Below are 16,545 nucleotides of genomic sequence, written 5' to 3' on the forward strand. Positions count from 1 at the left end.
TATTATGCTTGTTCGTATGACGACGACATTGCTGCGCGGACTGCCCGAGGGCGCCGAGGAACGGGTGGCCGAGCTGTACTGGGAGGCCTTCGGCCACAAACTGGGCGCCGCCCTCGGCCCCGCCGGGCCGGGGCGCCGGTTCATCGCGGACCACCTGCACGCGGACCGGGCCCTCACCGTCGTCGCCGACGACGGGCGGGTGCTGGGCGTCGCCGGGTACCAGCTCGCCGGCCGCGGCCTCGTCGGCGGCGACGCGGCGGCCATCAGGGCCGGGTACGGGCAGGTCAGGGGCCTGTACCGGGTGTTCCTGCTGGCGCTGCTGGAACGCACCCCGGCCCGCGGCGAGCTGGTCATGGACGGCATCGCCGTCGACCCCGCCCGCCGGGGCGAGGGCATCGGCGCCCTGCTGCTGGACGGCATCGAGGAGGTGGCCGCGGAGCAGGGCTGCCGGCGGATCCGGCTGGACGTGGTCGAGGAGAACCCGCGGGCGCGGGCCCTGTACGAGCGGCGCGGCTTCCGGGCCGTGAAGGTGCGACGGACGCCGTGGCTGCGGGACGTACTGGGCTTCGGGGCCGTCACGACGATGCACAAGGCGGTGACGGCCCGATGATCCCCACGCGGTTGGTGGTGCACGCGCTGGTCCGCGAGGACGGCACGGTGGAGGGCGGCGAACTGTACGAGGTCGCCGGCGCGCTCGGCATGACGGACCAGCAGGTCCGCCTGTGCGTGAAGCGGCTGGTGGCCGAGGGCCGCTTCGAGGTCGAGGGGCGGGGGCGACGGGCCGTGCTGCGCGCGGTGGGGCCGGGCGGCGGACTGCCGACGGTGCCCGAGGCGGGGTACGTCCGGCACGCCTACCGGCAGGACCGCGGCCTGGAGCCCTGGGACGGGGTGTGGCACGTGTTCGCCTTCGCCGTGCCCGAATCCGCGCGGGCCGCCCGGGACGCCCTGCGGGACACCCTGACGGGCCTGGGGGCGGCGCCCCTGCAAGGGGGCCTGTACGTGACCCCGAACCCGATCGGACCGTACGTCCGCGCCCGGGCCGCCGAACTGGGGGTGGGGTCCGCACTGACATGCCTGGGCACCCGGGACCTGGAGGTGGGCGGCACGGACGACCCGCGGGCCCTGGCCGCCCGACTGTGGCCGCTGACGGAGATCGCGGAGCGGTACGAGGCGCTGCGCGAGCTGGCGTCCCGTCCCGAACCGGGGCCGTCCGAACCTGAGCAGTCCGAGCCGGGGCAGTCCCGGGGAGAGCCGTCGGAGCGGGACCCGTCCGGCTCCGGGCCCGCCCACCCGTTGGCGCGCGCGGTGGAGCTGGCCGCGGCCTTCTCCGAGGCGATGCTCCCGGACCCGCTGCTGCCGCCCGAGCTGCTGCCCCGCCCCTGGCCGGGTGCGGCGGCCCGTACGGCCGCCGCCCGCGCCTGGGACCGGCTCCACGCCACCGCTCCCTCCCCGGGGCCCCGCCTGTTCCGGCTGTACGCGCAGGCTCTGGGCTCGGAGCCGGACGACCCGCGCGATACGCCCGGGTAGGTCATGATGTGAGGGGGTATATCCCTCTAGACCGCGCGACGCCGGCCCCGCCCCCGGGGCCGGCCGCCGGAGGAGCGCAGAGCGATGGAACACACCGATCTCACCGATGTCTCGACCCACGAGGCCCGATCCCTCTCGGTGGCCCTGTTCCGCGAACTCGCCGCCTTGGAAGAGGGAACCGAGGAGTACTCCCGCACGCGCAACACGCTCGTCGAGCTCAACCTCAGCCTCGTGCGGTACGCCGCCCGCCGGTTCCGCAACCGCAGCGAGCCCATGGAGGACATCGTCCAGGTCGGCACCATCGGTCTCATCAAGGCCATCAACCGCTTCGACCCGGCCCGCGGCGTCGAGTTCACCTCGTTCGCGATGCCCACCATCACCGGGGAGATCAAGCGCTTCTTCCGTGACACCAGTTGGGCCGTCAAGGTCCCCCGCAGGCTCCAGGAACTGCGGATCGACACCGCGAAGGCCCACGACGCCCTGGAACAGGGCCTCGGCCGCGAGCCCACCGACGCCGAACTGTCCGAGCGGCTGCACGTCACGCCCGAGGAACTCGCGGAGGGCCGGAAGGCGGCGAGTGCCTACTCGGCACGCTCGCTGGACGCCCCGCCGCAACCGCAGGAGGAGGGCGAACGCGACCCGTACACGGCGCGGCCCTCGCTCGGAGCGGAGGAGCCCGCGTACGACCTGATCGAGTGCATGGAGTCGCTGGTGCCGATGCTGGCCGGGCTGCCCGCCCGCGAGCGGAGCCTGCTGGAGCTGCGCTTCGGGGAGGAGCTGACCCAGGCGGAGATCGGGGAACGGCTCGGGTTGTCCCAGATGCACGTGTCCCGGCTGCTGAACCGGACCCTGACCCGGCTGCGCACCGGACTCCTCACGGACCCGGAGTCGACCGACCCGGAGCCGGACCGGTGCCCTGGTCGGGAGTCGGCATCGCGGCGGTCCCCGGGGTCCCCGGACCCGGCACCTCCAGCCAGACCGTCTTGCCGGCCCCCGTCCCGCCCGACGGCTGCGCCCCCCAGCTCCGTGCGAGTCGCTCCAGGACGACGAGGCCGTGTCCTCCCGGCCGGCTGCGATCTCCCGACACCCGCCGCCGCGGAGGCTCGGGATTGTCGTCGCTGACCTCGACGCGCAGGTGTCCGGGGGCGTGTCGCAGGACGAGTTCGCGGGGTCCGCCCGCGTGCAGGCAGGCGTTGGTCACGACTTCGGAGACCAGGAGGAGCACGTCGTCCACCGCGTCCTGGTCCCGCGTCCACTGCCAGTCGGCCAGTGCCTGTCGGGTGAAGTCCCGGCAGCGCGTGACGACCCCCGTCGTGGCACCGCCCAGGACCAGCCTCCGAGTCTGCTCGGCCACAGGGCCTCCCGTCTCCGCACCGCCCCTGCGCGGCGCACCTACCCCCGCCCGGATCGGCCAATCCCGACGTCCCGTCCGCCCGGACCTCGAAACCACCCGCCGTGACCGCGTGCCGGTTGCACACCCTCACCGCATCATCTTCCGGAATCGGCCGCCGCGGCGGCCCGCCACGCACGAGGCCCCCCTCGCGCCGCGAAGGGGGCTCGTCACGAACCGTCTCACCCGAAGCCGTCGGAACACCGCGCCGAGGGCCTCCTCGAAGGCCCTCCCGCGGCGTGTTTCCCACCCCCGTGGAGAAACGCCTCCGAACCGGCCACCCGGGCAACCCGCCGGGCGACGCTAGACCGGCGCCCGATCCCCCGTCGAGGCGGACGCGAGCGATCCGTCAGGTCCGTCGACCGGGTCCGTTGGCGACCGGTGGGCCTGACGCGCCGCGCGGGAGGCGCCCCGGGGTCCACATCCCGGACAACTACCCTCGGCTCATGAACGCAGAAGCCGACGCCCTCGCCGCCGTGAAAGACGCCGACCGGAAGCACGTCTTCCATTCCTGGTCGGCTCAGGAACTCATCGACCCGCTCGCCGTCGCGGGGGCCGAGGGCTCGTACTTCTGGGACTACCAGGGCAACCGGTTCCTCGACTTCTCCAGCGCGCTCGTCTACACGAACATCGGCTACCAACACCCGCGGGTCGCCGCCGCCATCGCGGAGCAGGCCGCCAAGCTGTGCACCGTCGCCCCCGGCTTCGCCGTGGACGTCCGCTCCGAGGCCGCCCGACTGATCGCCGAGCGCACCCCCGGCGACCTCGACAAGATCTTCTTCACGAACGCGGGCGCGGAGGCCGTGGAGAACGCCGTACGCATGGCCCGGCTGCACACCGGACGGCCCAAGGTGCTGTCCGCGTACCGCTCGTACCACGGGGCCACCTCCACCGCGATCAACCTGACCGGTGACGCCCGCCGCTTCGGCAACGACACCGCGACCGCGGGCGTCGTGCACTTCTGGGGCCCGTTCCTCTACCGCTCGCCCTTCCACGCGACCACCGAGGCCGAGGAGTCCGCCCGCGCCCTGCGGCACCTGGAGGACACCATCGTCTTCGAGGGCCCGCAGTCCATCGCCGCGATCATCCTGGAGACCGTCGGCGGCGCCCCCGGCGTGCTCGTGCCCCCGGCCGGCTACCTGGCGGGCGTGCGCGCCCTCTGCGACCGGTACGGCATCGTCTTCATCCTGGACGAGATCATGGTCGGCTTCGGTCGCACCGGCGCGTGGTTCGCCGCCGACCACTGGGACGTGCGCCCCGACCTGCTCTGCTTCGCCAAGGGCGTGACCAGCGGATACGTCCCGCTCGGCGGGGTCGCCATCTCCGCCGCCATCGCGGAGACCTTCGCCCGCCGGCCCTACCCGGGCGGACTCACGTACTCCGGGCACGTGCTCGCCTGCGCCGCCGCCGTCGCGACGATCAACGTGATGGAGGAGGAGGACACCGTCGGGCAGTCCGCCCGCACCGGCGCGGACCTGCTGGGCCCCGGCCTGCGCGCCCTCGCCGAGCGGCACCCCTCCGTCGGCGAGGTCCGGGGCATGGGCACCTTCTGGGCGTTGGAACTCGTCCGGGACGCCTCGACGCGGGAGCCGCTGGTCCCCTACAACGCCTCGGGCGCCGACAACGCGCCGATGGCCGCGTTCGGGGCCGCCTGCAAGAAGGGCGGGCTGTGGCCGCTGATCGCCGGCAACCGCATCCACGTCGCCCCGGCCTGCAACATCTCCGCCGAGGACGTGACCAAGGGCCTGGCGATCCTCGACGAGGCCCTCGCGGTCGCCGACGCGCACATGGCCTGACCTGGGACTTCCTCCCCGGACTGTGGGGTCGCCCAATCCGTGGGTGCTGGTGTTCGGATGATCCGTGCGGGGGAGATCCCCCCGCGCACATGTTGCAATCCGTAGCGCAGCACACAGCAGTACCCAGCACCTACGGACCGGGATGCACGTCAGTCCCGGGGCGGTCCTGCGGGGCCGAACGGCGGGGAGCGGCACGTCTTGAACTTCGGGCGGGCGCTGGACGCCGGGCGTACGGGATCCGGACCACCGGACTCCGTGTTCCCGAGAACCCGAAGGAAGACACCATGAGCAAGCACGTCCTGGCGCAGAACCAGTACGGCAAGGCCGAGAACCGCATCGTCAAGGTCACCCGCAAGGGCAACGACGGTTCCTGGCACGAGATCCGCGACCTCAACGTCTCCGTGGCCCTGCGCGGCGAGTTCCGCGACGTCCACCTGACCGGTGACAACGCCAACTGCCTGCCGACCGACACCACCAAGAACACCGTGTACGCCTTCGCCAAGGAACACGGCATCGACTCTCCCGAGGCCTTCGGCATCCTGCTCGCCAGGCACTTCGTCTCCTCCCAGGTGCCGATCCGCGAGGCGCAGATCCGCATCGAGGAGTTCGGGTGGGAGCGGATCCCGGTCCCCACCCGCAAGGAGCAGCACTCCTTCGTCCTCAAGGGCCAGGAAGTGCGCACCGCGCAGGTCACGTTCAGCGAGACGACGGGCCTCCAGGTCATCTCCGGCCTGAAGGACCTGACGGTGATGAACTCGACGAACTCCGAGTTCCACGGCTACATCAAGGACAAGTACACGACCCTCCAGGAGGCGTACGACCGCATCCTGGCGACCAAGGTGACCGCGCGGTGGGCGCACTCGGCACTGGCCGCCGAGGACCGCGCGTACGACTGGGACCAGTCGTACAAGAAGGTGCGCAAGCACCTGCTGGAGGCCTTCGCCGAGACCTACTCGTACTCCCTCCAGCAGACCCTGAACCAGATGGCCGAGCGGGTGCTGGACAACTGCCCCAAGGTCAACGAGGTCCGGCTGAACCTGCCCAACAAGCACCACTTCCTGGTCGACCTGGAGCCCTTCGGCCTCAAGAACGACAACGAGGTCTACTTCGCGGCGGACCGGATGTACGGCTTGATCGAGGGCACCATCCACCGTGACGGCGTGCGGCCCGTCATCGCCACCAGCGACTGGATCGTGGCGTAACGCGCGAGCACGCCGCGGGTTCGGCCCGGACCGCGTCGCGGGGTCCGGGCCGTTCGCGTTCCTCAACCGGCGTCCGGGTCGGGGCGGCCCAGGAGCAGGTTCCAGCGGCCGGAGCGCCCGGTGAGGGTGGTGACGGTGTCGGGTCGCGCGTCGAGTCGCCAGAACACCGGCGGCGGCAGTTCCAGGGCGTGCACCACCGCCGCCCGTACGACGGCCTGCTCGACCACCACCCGGTGCGTTCCGGGTTCCAGTGCGGCCAGGTGCGCGCCGACCCGGGAGATCAGCGCGGCCACCGACTCTCCGCCGGGAGGCGTGTACCCGGGGTCGGTCAACCACGCCCCCACGGCCGCCGGGTCCTCGGCCGCGACCTCTTCCAGCGACCGTCCCGCCCAGGTCCCGACGGCGAGGCCGCGCAGGCCCTCGTGGCCCGGGACGGGTTCCCCCCGGCCGAACCTCCCGGGGCGGCCCTCGGGGCTCGACGGCGGCGTGACCAGGTGGACGCGGACGACGGATCGCGGGGGTTCGGAACGCACAGGGGCCATGTGGGGAGCGTAAAGCGCTCGACCGGGGCGTGAGACGGCGGCCACACGCCGTGGTGTTCGAGCCAGGCGCGCGGTACGGTCTCGGACGACATGACGACGGTATGACGGAAGCACCGGTGAGAATCCGGCACGGTCGCGCCACTGTGAATCCTCCCGCGGTTCGGGGAGGGAAGTCAGACCCGCCACCTTCGTCAAGAGCACCACTGACCGGGACGCGTGTTCCCCCCTGGAGGTTCTGCCATGGCTCAGTCCGCCGTGCCCACGACGGCTCCCGCCGCCGTCGCCCCGATTTCCCTCTCCGCACTGGCCCCTTGGGCCGTCTTCGCGGGCGTCCTCATGCTGGTCCTGCTGTACCTCGTCGGCGCCGAACAGGGCGCCACCGCGATCTTCGAGGGCGACACCATCCACGAGTGGATGCACGACGGTCGTCACCTGCTCGGCTTCCCCTGCCACTGATCCCCGCACCGCTCAGCAAGGGAACCCGAACATGAACCCCATCTCCCCCAGAGTCCTGCTCGTGCGGGGCATGCTCGCCGGCCTGCTCGCCGGCGTGGCCGCCTTCCTCGTGGCCTACCTCCTCGGCGAGTCCAAGGTGGACGCCGCCATCGCCATCGAGGAGGCGGGCGCCCACGAGCACGGCGACGAGGGCGCCCCCGTCAGCCGGGCCCTTCAGGCCACGGCCGGCCTCGGCACCGGCACTCTCCTGTACGGCGTCGCGATCGGCGGCATCGCGGCGCTCGTCTTCTGCTACGCCCTGGGCCGCATCGGTCGTTTCGGCCCGCGCGCCACGGCCCTGCTGGTCTCGGGCGGCCTCTTCCTCACCGTCAATCTGGTGCCGTTCGTCAAGTACCCCTCCAACCCGCCGGCCGTCGGCGACCCCGAGACCGTCACCCAGCGGACCACCCTCTTCGTGCTGATGATCGCGTTGAGCGTGCTGCTGGCGGTGGGTGCCCTGATCCTGGGGCGGCGCCTCGCACCGAAGCTCGGCAACTGGAACGCGTCGGTCGTCGCCGCGTTCGCGTTCCTCGTGGCGATCGGCCTGTCCTACGCGCTGCTGCCCGGCATCAACGAGGTACCGGACGGCTTCCCGGCCGCGCTGGTCTGGCAGTTCCGGCTCGCCACCCTGGCCCTGCAAGCCGTCACGTGGGCGACTTTCGGCCTCGCCTTCGGATATCTAGCCGAACGCGCCCTTGTCCCCGCGACCCCGGCCCAGGAGGCTGTGCCGACGAGTTGACGATGAGGGGGCCGGTCGCACATGCCGACGGCGATCAGGGAGTGGCGGGGTTGGACGGGCGCCGCCCCGTTCTGGCTGAACTCCTTCCTGCTGATCCTGGCCCCCTTCACCGCCGTCACCCTGTTCGCCCAGATCGGTGTCATCACGGCCCTGGCCGCCCTCGGCGGCCTCGTCCGCCAGCTCTGGTACGGCGACTACGGCCATCCCGCCGTCCACCTCTGCGCCGCCTTCATGGGCGCGACGTCCGTCGCCCTGGTCGTCGTCTGACACGCGCGTGACCCCGTGGGCGGCCCGGGCGCCTTCCCCGCGCGAAACGCCCCTCGACGGGCCCCGGTGCTCCCCGGACGACCGGCCCGGATCGGGCGGTGCGCCGCGACCGGGGAGAATGGGCGTTTCGAACGAGTACGGGGGCCGGTGTGGCGACAGGACGGGACATACCCGAGGAATACCTGGAGGGTTACGTCCGGATCCTCGGGAACGTGGCCGCGACCGGCCGACGGCCCGGCCGAGACGAACTCGACGCCCGCCGCGCGCTCGGGGAGAAGGCCGCCGAGGCCGGGTACGGACTGCGCACCCTCGTCGGCGCCCACCTCGCCGCGACCCGGACGGTACTCGGCGGACAGCACACCCCCGACCACGTCATGGCGGCGGTGGAGCAGGCCGTGGACGCCTTCGCCGAAGGCCACGAGCGGGCCCAGCGGATGGCCGTGCGGCAGGAGGAGGCAGCCCGCCGGGAGTTCATCGACGACCTTCTGCTCGGCCGCAGCGACCTCGGCCGGCTGAGCGAACGCGCGGCCCGCTTCGGCCTGCACCTGGCGCACGCGCACGCGGTGGCGGTGGCCCGCGGCCCCGAGTCGTACGCGGACGCCGGCTCGGCGATCCGGAAGGTCGAACTCGCGATGACGACCCGGTTCGGCAACCGGACCTTCCTCCTCGCCACCAAGGACGGCCAACTGATCTGCGTGGCACCGGGCGACCACGACGAGGTGCCGGCCTACTTCGCGAAGCAGGCGTACGCCGCCGGGGCCGAACGCGGCCTCGTCGCGATCGGCCGCCCGCACCAGGGCGCGGGCGGGGTCGTGACCTCGTACGAAGAGGCCCTGAGCGCGCTCGACCTGGCGGACCGGCTGGGATTCGAGGGCCCCGTACTGCGCTCCGCCGACCTGCTGGTCTTCCCCGTCCTCGCCCGTGACCGGGCCGCCATGGCCGATCTCGTGATGAGCGTGCTGGGGCCGCTGCGGGGTGGCCGGGGCGGCGCTCGACCGCTGCTGGACACCCTGAGCGCCTACTTCGACTCGGGCTGCGTGTCGGCGGAGGCGGCCCGCCGGCTGAACCTGAGCGTGCGGGCACTGACCTACCGACTGGAGCGGATCCACCGGCTGACCGGGACGAATCCGGGGGACCCCGCGCAGCGGTACACGCTCCAGACGGCGGTGATCGGGGCGCGGCTGCTGGACTGGCCGACGAATCCGCTCTGAGTCGTCACGGCGCCGCACTCCTCCCTCACCCTTTCGGGCGCGGACCCCGCACGGGCCGAAGCACGACCGGCACACCGGCCGCGAGCTGGGAAGACGCACGCGCACCCGGGTGACGTGTGGGTGACGTGCCGTCAGCGTGGGATGACTCCCGATGTGCGGGCGGGCCGAGAGAGGTCCACTGCTCACAGGACCCGGCCGTCCGAGCCGGACCAGGAGGGAACTGCCCATGCCCCGCGCCCAGTGGATCGTCGCAGCGGTGACGGTCACTCTGCTGTGTACCGGCGTAGGGATGTTGAGGAGCAGCGACGGCGCGCCGCCCGCCCCCGCCGGCACGGTCGCCGACTCGCTCCCCTCCCGGGCCCTGGGCCTGTCCGGCCATCGCCGGCTCGTCCGCGAACTTGAGCATTCCGGCGAGCACTCCGGCCCGCACACCCCCGGCAAGGGGGCCCGGTCCGCGCGGGGCGGCCTGCCCGGCCCCGCCGCGCCGATGCGGGCCGCGCCGCCCGTGCGGCTGGTGATCCCCGCGCTGGGACTGGACGTTCCGCTGACCGCCGACCCCGAGGACGGCGACGCGATCCGCTGGGACGCCGACGGTCCCGCCCCGGGAGCGGCCGGCACCGCCGTGGTCACGGGGAACGGGCTGCGCCTGGGCGAGCTGCGCCGGGGCCTGACCATCGAGATCGCCCGCGCGGACCACCGTACGGCCGTGTTCACGGTGGACCGGGTCTCGCCGGCCCGCGTCCCCGGCCCGTCGGGCCGGCCCGGCGAGCACGCCGGTGAGCGGTCGGAGCGGGAGGCCGGCGAGCGGACGGGCGGGTCGTCGGAGCGGCGGACGGGCGAGCGGGCCGGGCGTCGCGCCCAACTGCGTCTGATCAGCGGGGAGACGGCCGTCGTGGCCCGGCTGACGGGCCGCCACCGCACCCGCTGACGCCCCGGCATCGGGCCCGGTGTCAGCCGACGGGGGTGTCTTCGTCCCCCGGTCGGGGGCTTCTTGGGCCCCGGTGGGGAGTGCTTCGGCGTGTCGGGGCACAGAGCTGGGCATGAGCGGTGCTCGGTACGCGCGGACGGCTGCGGCGAAGGCCCTGACGGTGGCCTGCGTCGTGCTGCTGTGCCTCTTCGGCGCCGGTCCGGCCGGCGCGATGGCCGTCGAGACCCGGCCCGCCACGAGCGCCCCGTCCACCCCGGCGGAGCCCTCGGAGAGCCCCTCCGACCCCGCGTCGGATCCCGAGGCGCGGGCGGCCCCGCGCGCGGTCGTGCGCGGCATGGTGGGCGTACGGCAGCCGGCGCCGCCGGTGTTTCACGTGAAACACCGGGAGCCGCGGGCATCCCGTGTGACCTTCAACGGAACGGCCGAACCGGCCCTGTCCCGGCGGACGGTACGGAGTGTGGTCCTGCGCTGCTGAGCGGGCCGAGCAGCACGCACCCACACCCCCCTCGAACACCGAGCACACCGTGAGGTTCCGCCATGCCCATCGACCCCTACGCAGCCCTGAACGCCATGCTGCGTGCCGAGGCCTCCCGTTTCACCCCGCCGGCCCGACGCCCGGAGCAGCCGGAGCAGCCGGAGCCCGAACCCTCCACCCGTCCTGAAGCCCCGGCCGCTCGCCCGGCCGAAGCCGCCGCGAAGGAGTGACCCCTCCCCGGATACCCGACGCGTCCCCCGGACCGGGTCCGGGGGACGCGTCGTGCGGGGCGACGGTGCTCCGTCGGCTCAGGGCTCGCGCATGTAGTAGCGGTAGAAAGCGGTGAGCCCGGTGGCCGCGGCGACGGCGATGCCGAGCCCGGCGGATCGGAGCACGCTGTCGCCGGTGAGGCTGTACAGGTAGCCGACGGCCACGCCGCCGAAGGCGCCGTAGGCGGCGGCGTGCAGTTCCCTCGGCAGCCGGGAGCCGATCCGGCCCAGGGTGAACATGATCGCGGCGAAGAGCGCGCCGCACAGAATGCCGTAGAAGACGTTGCCCGCGTCGACCGGGCCCATCTGGCGCTTGATGAAGGCCGCCCAGACCCCGTAGACGAGACCGGCCAGCAGGGCGCGGACCATCGCGCTCTTGCCGAGATCGTGCGTCCGGTCCGTCGTCGTCCCCCGGTGCCGCCGATGGGCGGTGGGTGCCGCATGTGCCATGACGGGGCTCCTCTCTCCACCATCCAGGGCACACCCGCCACCTCTGACCGGCAAGTGGATCAAGCGAGGTCCGCCGTGACGCCCGACTCCGCCCCGTCCCCGCCCCGCCCGGTCCGCCCACTTCCGCCACCCGCACGCAGCAACAACGCTCGCGGGCCGCACCCCCTCGGCATTCCCTGGTGACGTGCGCACCTTCCTGTCGGCGGTACTGATCGTGCTCGTGGCCCTGCTGGTGCCCGCGAGCGCCGTCGCGTACTGGGCCGACCGCGAGCTGGGCGACGCCGACCGCTACACCGCCGCCATGTCCCCGCTCGCCGAGGACCCCGCCGTGCGGGGCGTGGTCGTCACCCAGGCCACCCGCGCGCTCGCCGGCCAGATCGACGCGGGCCCCTTCCAGGGCGGGGTCGACGCGCTCCTCGGCGAGGCCCTGCAGTCCTTCTCCGGGACCCCGGCGTACCGGACGGCCTGGGACGCCGCCAACCGCGCCGCGCACGCCGCGTTCCTCAAGGCACTCACCACCGGCGACGGGGACGCCGTCACCATCGACCTCGCGCCCGTGATCGCCCGGGTGAAGGGGGAACTCGTCGAGAACGGGGTGCCCTTCGCCGACCGGATCCCGGTGACCCACGTTTCCGTCGAGGTCATGGAGTACGACGACCTGGGCGCGCTGCGGAAGGGCTTTCGCATGCTCCAGATCGCCGGGGTGTGGCTTCCCCTCCTGACCCTGCTGCTGGCCGCCGCGGCCATCGCGGTCGCCGTCCGACGACGGCGGGCCGTGGTCGCCACCGGGCTGGGGCTGGCGATCGGGGCCGTGCTGCTGTGGCTCGCGGTGCAGTGGTGCCGCCGTCTCACCCTGGAGGACCTGCCGGCCGACATCGACCGGCCCGCGGCCGGGGCGGTGTACGACGCGCTCACCGCGTTCCTGCGGACCACCGCCTGGGTGGTGCTGGCCCTCGGGCTCGCGGCCGCGCTCGCCGGCTGGCTCGCGGGGCGGCTGCGCCGCACACCATAGGCTCGGAAGATGCGGAACCTGCGGAGAAGTGGGCAGACGACTGGAGAACTCCACAGAAGAACCGATTCGCGAGCGGCGGCACGGAAGCGGGAATGACCACCGAAAGACGCACCGAGCACACTCGGTCCGGGCACTCCCGGGCCCGGCAGATCCCCCTGACCCCGCCCGCGTGGCTCCTCAACGGCCTGCGGCCGAGCAGCGCCCCCGTCCCGTGGGCCGCCGTCGCGCGCGCCGGCATCGCGCTGTCCGTCCCGCTGGCCGTGGGCTTCGCCCTGGACGAACCGGAATACGGCGCCCTGGTGTCCATGGGAGCCCTGTCCGGGGTGATCGGCGACACCGCCGACGCGTACCGCATGCGCGTCCTCAACATCGCCGTACCGCAGCTCTTCGGCGCCGTCGGAGTGGCCGTCGGCACCCTCGTCTTCGGGCACGGCTGGCTCGCCGTCGCCGTGCTCACCCTGGTCGCCCTCATCTCCGGAATGATCTCCTCGATCGGCTCGGTCGCCTCCGTGTCCGGTCTCCTGCTCCTGCTGAACGCCGTGGTCGGCGCCGGCCTGCCGATGCCCGAGCCCTGGTGGACGGCGCCGCTGCTGCTCGGCGCCGGCGGACTGTTCGTCCTGGTGCTCAGCCTGGCGGGCTGGCCGCTGCGCGGCCGGCAACCCGAGCGGGTCGCCGTCGCCGCCGGGTACCGGGCCCTGGCGGACACGCTGGAGGCCGCAGGCGGGCCCGACTACGAGGAACGCCGCCGGGAGGTCACCCAGGCCCTGAACCAGGCCTACGACCTCGTCCTGGGGCGGCGGGCCCTGGTGCACGGGCGCAGCCCCTCGCTGGTGCGGATGCTGGCCCAGTTGAACGTGCTGATTCCCCTCGTCGAGGGGGCGCCCGCCGCGCACCTGCGAGGACGACCGCTGCCGCCCGAGATCCCGGCGGCCGTGAGGGAACTGGCCGCGGCCGTCGAGGAGGGCCGCACCGGGACCCCCGTCTTGGACCTGCCCCCGCCGCACGGCCAGTCGGAGCGCGCCATCGACGCGGCCCTGCGGCACGCGGCGACGATCGTGCACCTGGCCGAACCGAGGATGCACAACGTGGACGACCGGCTCGGCAGGCCGGCCGCGCTGGGCATCAGGGCCCGGCGGGCGGTCCGCGACATGATGTTCTCCCGGGCGTCCTGGCGGTACGGCATCCGGCTGGCCGTGTGCATCGGGCTGGCCCAGGTCCTCGTCTCGGTGGTCCCCATCGAGCGCTCGTACTGGGTCGCCCTGACCGTCACGTTCGTCCTCAAGCCGGACTTCGGATCGGTCTTCTCGCGTGCCGTCCTGCGGGCCCTGGGAACGGCCGTCGGGCTGGTCCTCGCCGCCGCCGTGTTGGCCGAGGTGCCGCGCGGCTGGTGGGACGTGCCGGTCATGGCGGTGCTGGCCGCGCTGATCCCGGCGTTCTCCGCCAAGGGGTACGCCTTCCAGACCGCCGCGATCACCCCGGTGATCCTGCTGCTGTCCGACCTGCTCAACCACCAGGGCTTCGACCTGATCCGGCCCCGGCTGCTGGACAGCCTGATCGGCTGCGCCATCACGTTGGTCGCGGGGTACCTGCTCTGGCCCGAGAGCTGGCACACCCGGATCGGGGACCGGCTCGCGGACACCGTGGACGACGCCGCCCGGTACGTGGAGCGGGCGTTCGGCACGGTCCGTCCCGACACGGAGGCCGGACTGCGGGCCGCCCGCACCGCCCGGCTCCAGGCCCGCCGACGGATCTACCGGGACCTGTCGGGCGTACGAACCGAGTTCCAGCGGGCGCTGACCGAGCCGCCGCCGACGGGGGCGCGGGCCGCCGCGTGGTGGCCGCTGGTGGTGGCCGTGGAGCGGATCGTCGACGCCACCACCGCCGCCCGGGTCCGCGTCAACCACGGCGCGGACGCCCCCGACCGGGACGAGGTCGCGGCTGCCGTCCGGGAACTGCGCGGACTGGCGGAGGGAGTACGCGCCGGCCGGAACCCGGCGGCGGTACGCGGCGGCCCCGCCCCTGCGGGCAGGCAGGACTCCGTGCTGGCCCCCGTCCACCAGGAGATCGCGGCGGCCCGCGCCATCGCCGCCCCCGCCGACTGACGCCCCCGTGCGCGGGGGCGCCCGTCCCCCGAATGGGTCCGTGCCCGGGCCGCCGGCTCCCCTCCGGGGGAGCATCGCCCCATGAGGTCCCCCGTCCCCCGCGGCCGACGCCCCGGCGTCCTGGCGCTCCCCTTCCTCGCCGCCCTCCTCGCGGTCTCGGCCGGGTGCTCCGACGTGGAGGGACTGCAGAGCGACGGCGACCTGGGCACCGTGCACGCCCCGCAGACCCTGTGGAAGAACATCCATCCGGCGCCGCCGGCGGCGGACCAGAAGCCGGGCACCGCCACCGTGGTCCCGGGACTGCCCAAGGCCCCGGGCCCCGACATGCACGGCGTGAACCCGCTGGACGTCGTACGGGCCGACGTCACCGCCTCCGCCCGGCAGGACGGCGGCACGGGACGGCTCGTCGACCCGCGGGCGCCGCAGCGGCTGGCGCTCTGCACACAGGCTGTGGACGGAGGTCCCGACTGCCCGATGCGGCCCTCCGTCCTGCACGACGTGACGGGCAACGGCCGGGAGGAACTGATCACCGCTCTCGACCTCGACGGCCGCGACAGCGAACTGCGCGTCTACACCGTCCAGGACGACGGGGCCATCGCCCGGATCCTGTACCGGCGCGGAGTACTGGAGGGCGTGGAGGTCGCCGCCGAACACCTCGCGGTACGCGAACCGACCTCGAATCCCAAGTACGTCTCCGTCTCCGACTACGTGTGGGACCCGGACGCGAAGATCCTCAACCTGTCCCAACTCACCCTCGACGAGTGCCCCACCGCGAAGGACGGCTCGGCCGGCTGCTCCCCGAGCCGGGCCTGAGAGGGGCGGGCCGGATGCGGGTGACGAGCAGTCTGCGCTGGAAGATCGCTCTGACCACCACGGCGGTGTGCTGCACGGTCGCGGCCGTGCTCGGGATCCTCGTGCACAACGTGGTCGCCGGACAGGTCGTCGGCGAGGTCCGCAAGGACGTGGGCCGGGACCTGGAAGACGCCGTCAACCAGTACCAGTACGGCACCGTGCACGGCGGCGTGAACGTGGTCGTCGACCCGCCCGAGCTTCCGGGCCCCCTGCGCGGGCTCGTCGCGCGCGGGGAGACCGGGAGCATGGTCGGCGAGCACGACGGCGAACCCGCGATGTGGGGCGCCGGGCCCGCCGACACGAAGGTGCTGGCCGTCTGGCTCCCCTTCGACCAGACCCGCCGGCGGCTGCGCGACCTGGACACCGCCATCCTCGCCTCCGCCGCCCTCGCCGCCGGGATCGTGGCTCTGGCCGGCCTGTTCCTGGCCGACCGGATCAGCCGGCGGCTGGCGACCACCGCCGCCGTGGCCCGCCGGATCAGCGCCGGCGACCTGGACGCCAGGGTGGGGCTCCCCGCCGACCCGGACGACCCCCGGGACACCCGCCACCACGACGAGGTCCGCGACGTCGCGCACGCCCTGGACTCGATGGCCGGGTCGCTCCAGGAACGGCTGGAGGCCGAGAAACGGTTCACGGCCGACGTCGCGCATGAACTGCGCACCCCGTTGACAGGCTCACTCGCCGCCGCGTCGCTGCTCCCCGAGGGCCGCCCCAAGGAAATGATCAACGACCGGCTCCGGGCGCTGCACCTGCTCACCGAGGACCTGCTGGAGATCTCCCGGCTGGACTCGGGAGTGGAACAGGCAGAACTGTCCCGGGTGGAACTGGGTCGGGCCGTGCGGCGGGCCGTCGCGGGCACCCGACTGCCCGTCTCGGTCCGGGTGGTCCGGGACACGGTGGTGCTCACCGACCGGCGCCGCCTCGACCGGATCCTCGCCAACCTGCTGGTCAACGCCGACAAGCACGGGAAGCCACCGATCGAGGTGTCCGTCGAGGGCCCGGTGGTGGTGATCCACGACCACGGGGCCGGCTATCCGCCCGAACTGATCGAGCAGGGCCCGCAGCGCTTCCGCACGGGCGACCCGGGTCGGGGTCGGGGGCACGGTCTGGGGCTGACGATCGCCGCGGGTCAGGCCGCGGTGCTGGAGGTGGAGCTGACCTTCGCCAACGCCCCCGACGGGGGCGCGCAGACGACCCTGCACCTGCCCGTCGGGCGTCTGGTCGCGGACAGTTGAACGGGACGAGGAGATGTTTCACGTGAAACAGTGGACGGTGAGGGGTGTTTCAC

General features: G+C 73.4%; 18 protein-coding genes and 1 pseudogene. 16 read left to right on the plus strand and 3 right to left on the minus strand.

The features are described 5' to 3' along the window. Positions 1-16 precede the first annotated feature (16 nt). The 3 genes and pseudogenes from ACQEVM_RS00865 to ACQEVM_RS00875 form a co-directional block, all read left to right on the plus strand. Positions 17-610 (plus strand): GNAT family N-acetyltransferase, encoded by a 594-nt coding sequence (locus tag ACQEVM_RS00865; RefSeq protein ID WP_351914523.1) that lies wholly within the window; start codon positions 17-19, stop codon positions 608-610. Then, the gene (locus ACQEVM_RS00870; RefSeq protein ID WP_433073475.1) at positions 607-1,527 is read left to right on the plus strand and encodes a PaaX family transcriptional regulator C-terminal domain-containing protein; all 921 of its coding nucleotides are present in this window, start codon (positions 607-609) and stop codon (positions 1,525-1,527) included. The genes ACQEVM_RS00865 and ACQEVM_RS00870 overlap by 4 nt, the downstream gene beginning before the upstream one ends. Positions 1,528-1,638: 111 nt before the next feature. Then, positions 1,639-2,409: pseudogene (locus ACQEVM_RS00875) on the plus strand (SigB/SigF/SigG family RNA polymerase sigma factor); the annotation flags it as partial. On the opposite strand, the gene ACQEVM_RS00880 reads toward ACQEVM_RS00875, so the two are convergent. Then, positions 2,402-2,977: an ATP-binding protein gene (locus ACQEVM_RS00880; RefSeq protein WP_433073478.1), complete on the minus strand. Its 576-nt coding sequence runs from the start codon at positions 2,975-2,977 to the stop codon at positions 2,402-2,404. The pseudogene ACQEVM_RS00875 and the gene ACQEVM_RS00880 sit on opposite strands and share 8 nt — an antisense overlap. 386 nt (positions 2,978-3,363) lie before the next feature. Between ACQEVM_RS00880 and ACQEVM_RS00885 the strand changes: the two genes are divergently transcribed. After that, positions 3,364-4,713 carry an aspartate aminotransferase family protein gene (locus ACQEVM_RS00885; RefSeq protein WP_433073481.1) on the plus strand — a complete coding sequence of 450 codons (1,350 nt, stop codon included), beginning with the start codon at positions 3,364-3,366 and terminating at the stop codon, positions 4,711-4,713. Between the two features lie 284 nt (positions 4,714-4,997). Then, positions 4,998-5,915 carry a factor-independent urate hydroxylase gene (gene pucL, locus ACQEVM_RS00890; RefSeq protein WP_433073484.1) on the plus strand — a complete coding sequence of 306 codons (918 nt, stop codon included), beginning with the start codon at positions 4,998-5,000 and terminating at the stop codon, positions 5,913-5,915. Positions 5,916-5,977: 62 nt separating this feature from the next. Here the strand turns inward: pucL and ACQEVM_RS00895 are convergent, their stop codons facing one another. Next, positions 5,978-6,457, minus strand: coding sequence for a histidine phosphatase family protein (locus ACQEVM_RS00895; RefSeq protein ID WP_433073487.1), 480 nt, complete (start codon positions 6,455-6,457; stop codon positions 5,978-5,980). A 240-nt stretch (positions 6,458-6,697) separates the two neighbouring features. Here ACQEVM_RS00895 and ACQEVM_RS00900 point away from each other — a divergent pair, with 240 nt between their 5' ends. From ACQEVM_RS00900 to ACQEVM_RS00930, 7 genes are all read left to right on the plus strand, one after another. Then, a complete protein-coding gene (locus ACQEVM_RS00900) occupies positions 6,698-6,913 on the plus strand; it encodes a CbtB domain-containing protein (protein ID WP_053675696.1) in 216 nt (71 codons plus the stop codon). 31 nt (positions 6,914-6,944) lie between these two features. Then, positions 6,945-7,691, plus strand: coding sequence for a CbtA family protein (locus ACQEVM_RS00905; protein WP_433073490.1), 747 nt, complete (start codon positions 6,945-6,947; stop codon positions 7,689-7,691). 21 nt (positions 7,692-7,712) lie between these two features. Next, a complete protein-coding gene (locus ACQEVM_RS00910) occupies positions 7,713-7,958 on the plus strand; it encodes a hypothetical protein (RefSeq protein ID WP_433073493.1) in 246 nt (81 codons plus the stop codon). A 149-nt stretch (positions 7,959-8,107) separates the two neighbouring features. Then, on the plus strand, positions 8,108-9,169 hold the full coding sequence (locus tag ACQEVM_RS00915; RefSeq protein WP_433073496.1) for a PucR family transcriptional regulator: 1,062 nt from the start codon (positions 8,108-8,110) through the stop codon (positions 9,167-9,169). 226 nt (positions 9,170-9,395) lie between these two features. Then, the gene (locus tag ACQEVM_RS00920) at positions 9,396-10,097 is read left to right on the plus strand and encodes a hypothetical protein (RefSeq protein ID WP_433073499.1); all 702 of its coding nucleotides are present in this window, start codon (positions 9,396-9,398) and stop codon (positions 10,095-10,097) included. A 112-nt stretch (positions 10,098-10,209) separates the two neighbouring features. Next, positions 10,210-10,572 (plus strand): hypothetical protein, encoded by a 363-nt coding sequence (locus ACQEVM_RS00925; RefSeq protein ID WP_433073502.1) that lies wholly within the window; start codon positions 10,210-10,212, stop codon positions 10,570-10,572. Between the two features lie 62 nt (positions 10,573-10,634). Beyond that, a complete protein-coding gene (locus ACQEVM_RS00930) occupies positions 10,635-10,802 on the plus strand; it encodes a hypothetical protein (RefSeq protein ID WP_433073505.1) in 168 nt (55 codons plus the stop codon). A 78-nt stretch (positions 10,803-10,880) separates the two neighbouring features. Here the strand turns inward: ACQEVM_RS00930 and ACQEVM_RS00935 are convergent, their stop codons facing one another. Next, entirely contained in the window at positions 10,881-11,291 is a 411-nt protein-coding gene (locus tag ACQEVM_RS00935) for a hypothetical protein (RefSeq protein ID WP_433073507.1), read from the minus strand. A 184-nt stretch (positions 11,292-11,475) separates the two neighbouring features. On the opposite strand from ACQEVM_RS00935, the gene ACQEVM_RS00940 reads away from it, so the two are divergent. The 4 genes from ACQEVM_RS00940 (at position 11,476) to ACQEVM_RS00955 (ending at position 16,492) form a co-directional block, all read left to right on the plus strand. Then, on the plus strand, positions 11,476-12,303 hold the full coding sequence (locus ACQEVM_RS00940; RefSeq protein ID WP_433073509.1) for a hypothetical protein: 828 nt from the start codon (positions 11,476-11,478) through the stop codon (positions 12,301-12,303). A gap of 92 nt (positions 12,304-12,395) precedes the next feature. Further along, positions 12,396-14,405 (plus strand): FUSC family protein, encoded by a 2,010-nt coding sequence (locus ACQEVM_RS00945; protein WP_433073512.1) that lies wholly within the window; start codon positions 12,396-12,398, stop codon positions 14,403-14,405. An 81-nt stretch (positions 14,406-14,486) separates the two neighbouring features. Further along, positions 14,487-15,218, plus strand: coding sequence for a hypothetical protein (locus tag ACQEVM_RS00950; protein WP_433073515.1), 732 nt, complete (start codon positions 14,487-14,489; stop codon positions 15,216-15,218). 14 nt (positions 15,219-15,232) lie between these two features. Next, positions 15,233-16,492 carry a sensor histidine kinase gene (locus ACQEVM_RS00955; RefSeq protein ID WP_433079740.1) on the plus strand — a complete coding sequence of 420 codons (1,260 nt, stop codon included), beginning with the start codon at positions 15,233-15,235 and terminating at the stop codon, positions 16,490-16,492. Positions 16,493-16,545: the final 53 nt, after the last annotated feature.

This window comes from Streptomyces sp. CA-243310 (genome assembly GCF_050936775.1).
Lineage (GTDB): Bacteria > Actinomycetota > Actinomycetes > Streptomycetales > Streptomycetaceae > Streptomyces.

Excerpts from the sequence above, each read along its gene's own strand:
- ACQEVM_RS00865 (WP_351914523.1), top strand. The coding sequence starts at position 17 with ATGACGACGACATTGCTGCGCGGACTGCCCGAGGGCGCCGAGGAACGG.
- ACQEVM_RS00870 (WP_433073475.1), top strand. The coding sequence starts at position 607 with ATGATCCCCACGCGGTTGGTGGTGCACGCGCTGGTCCGCGAGGACGGC.
- ACQEVM_RS00885 (WP_433073481.1), top strand. The coding sequence starts at position 3,364 with ATGAACGCAGAAGCCGACGCCCTCGCCGCCGTGAAAGACGCCGACCGG.
- pucL (WP_433073484.1), top strand. The coding sequence starts at position 4,998 with ATGAGCAAGCACGTCCTGGCGCAGAACCAGTACGGCAAGGCCGAGAAC.
- ACQEVM_RS00895 (WP_433073487.1), bottom strand. The coding sequence starts at position 6,457 with ATGGCCCCTGTGCGTTCCGAACCCCCGCGATCCGTCGTCCGCGTCCAC.
- ACQEVM_RS00900 (WP_053675696.1), top strand. The coding sequence starts at position 6,698 with ATGGCTCAGTCCGCCGTGCCCACGACGGCTCCCGCCGCCGTCGCCCCG.
- ACQEVM_RS00905 (WP_433073490.1), top strand. The coding sequence starts at position 6,945 with ATGAACCCCATCTCCCCCAGAGTCCTGCTCGTGCGGGGCATGCTCGCC.
- ACQEVM_RS00910 (WP_433073493.1), top strand. The coding sequence starts at position 7,713 with ATGCCGACGGCGATCAGGGAGTGGCGGGGTTGGACGGGCGCCGCCCCG.
- ACQEVM_RS00920 (WP_433073499.1), top strand. The coding sequence starts at position 9,396 with ATGCCCCGCGCCCAGTGGATCGTCGCAGCGGTGACGGTCACTCTGCTG.
- ACQEVM_RS00925 (WP_433073502.1), top strand. The coding sequence starts at position 10,210 with ATGAGCGGTGCTCGGTACGCGCGGACGGCTGCGGCGAAGGCCCTGACG.
- ACQEVM_RS00930 (WP_433073505.1), top strand. The coding sequence starts at position 10,635 with ATGCCCATCGACCCCTACGCAGCCCTGAACGCCATGCTGCGTGCCGAG.
- ACQEVM_RS00935 (WP_433073507.1), bottom strand. The coding sequence starts at position 11,291 with ATGGCACATGCGGCACCCACCGCCCATCGGCGGCACCGGGGGACGACG.
- ACQEVM_RS00945 (WP_433073512.1), top strand. The coding sequence starts at position 12,396 with ATGACCACCGAAAGACGCACCGAGCACACTCGGTCCGGGCACTCCCGG.
- ACQEVM_RS00950 (WP_433073515.1), top strand. The coding sequence starts at position 14,487 with ATGAGGTCCCCCGTCCCCCGCGGCCGACGCCCCGGCGTCCTGGCGCTC.
- ACQEVM_RS00955 (WP_433079740.1), top strand. The coding sequence starts at position 15,233 with ATGCGGGTGACGAGCAGTCTGCGCTGGAAGATCGCTCTGACCACCACG.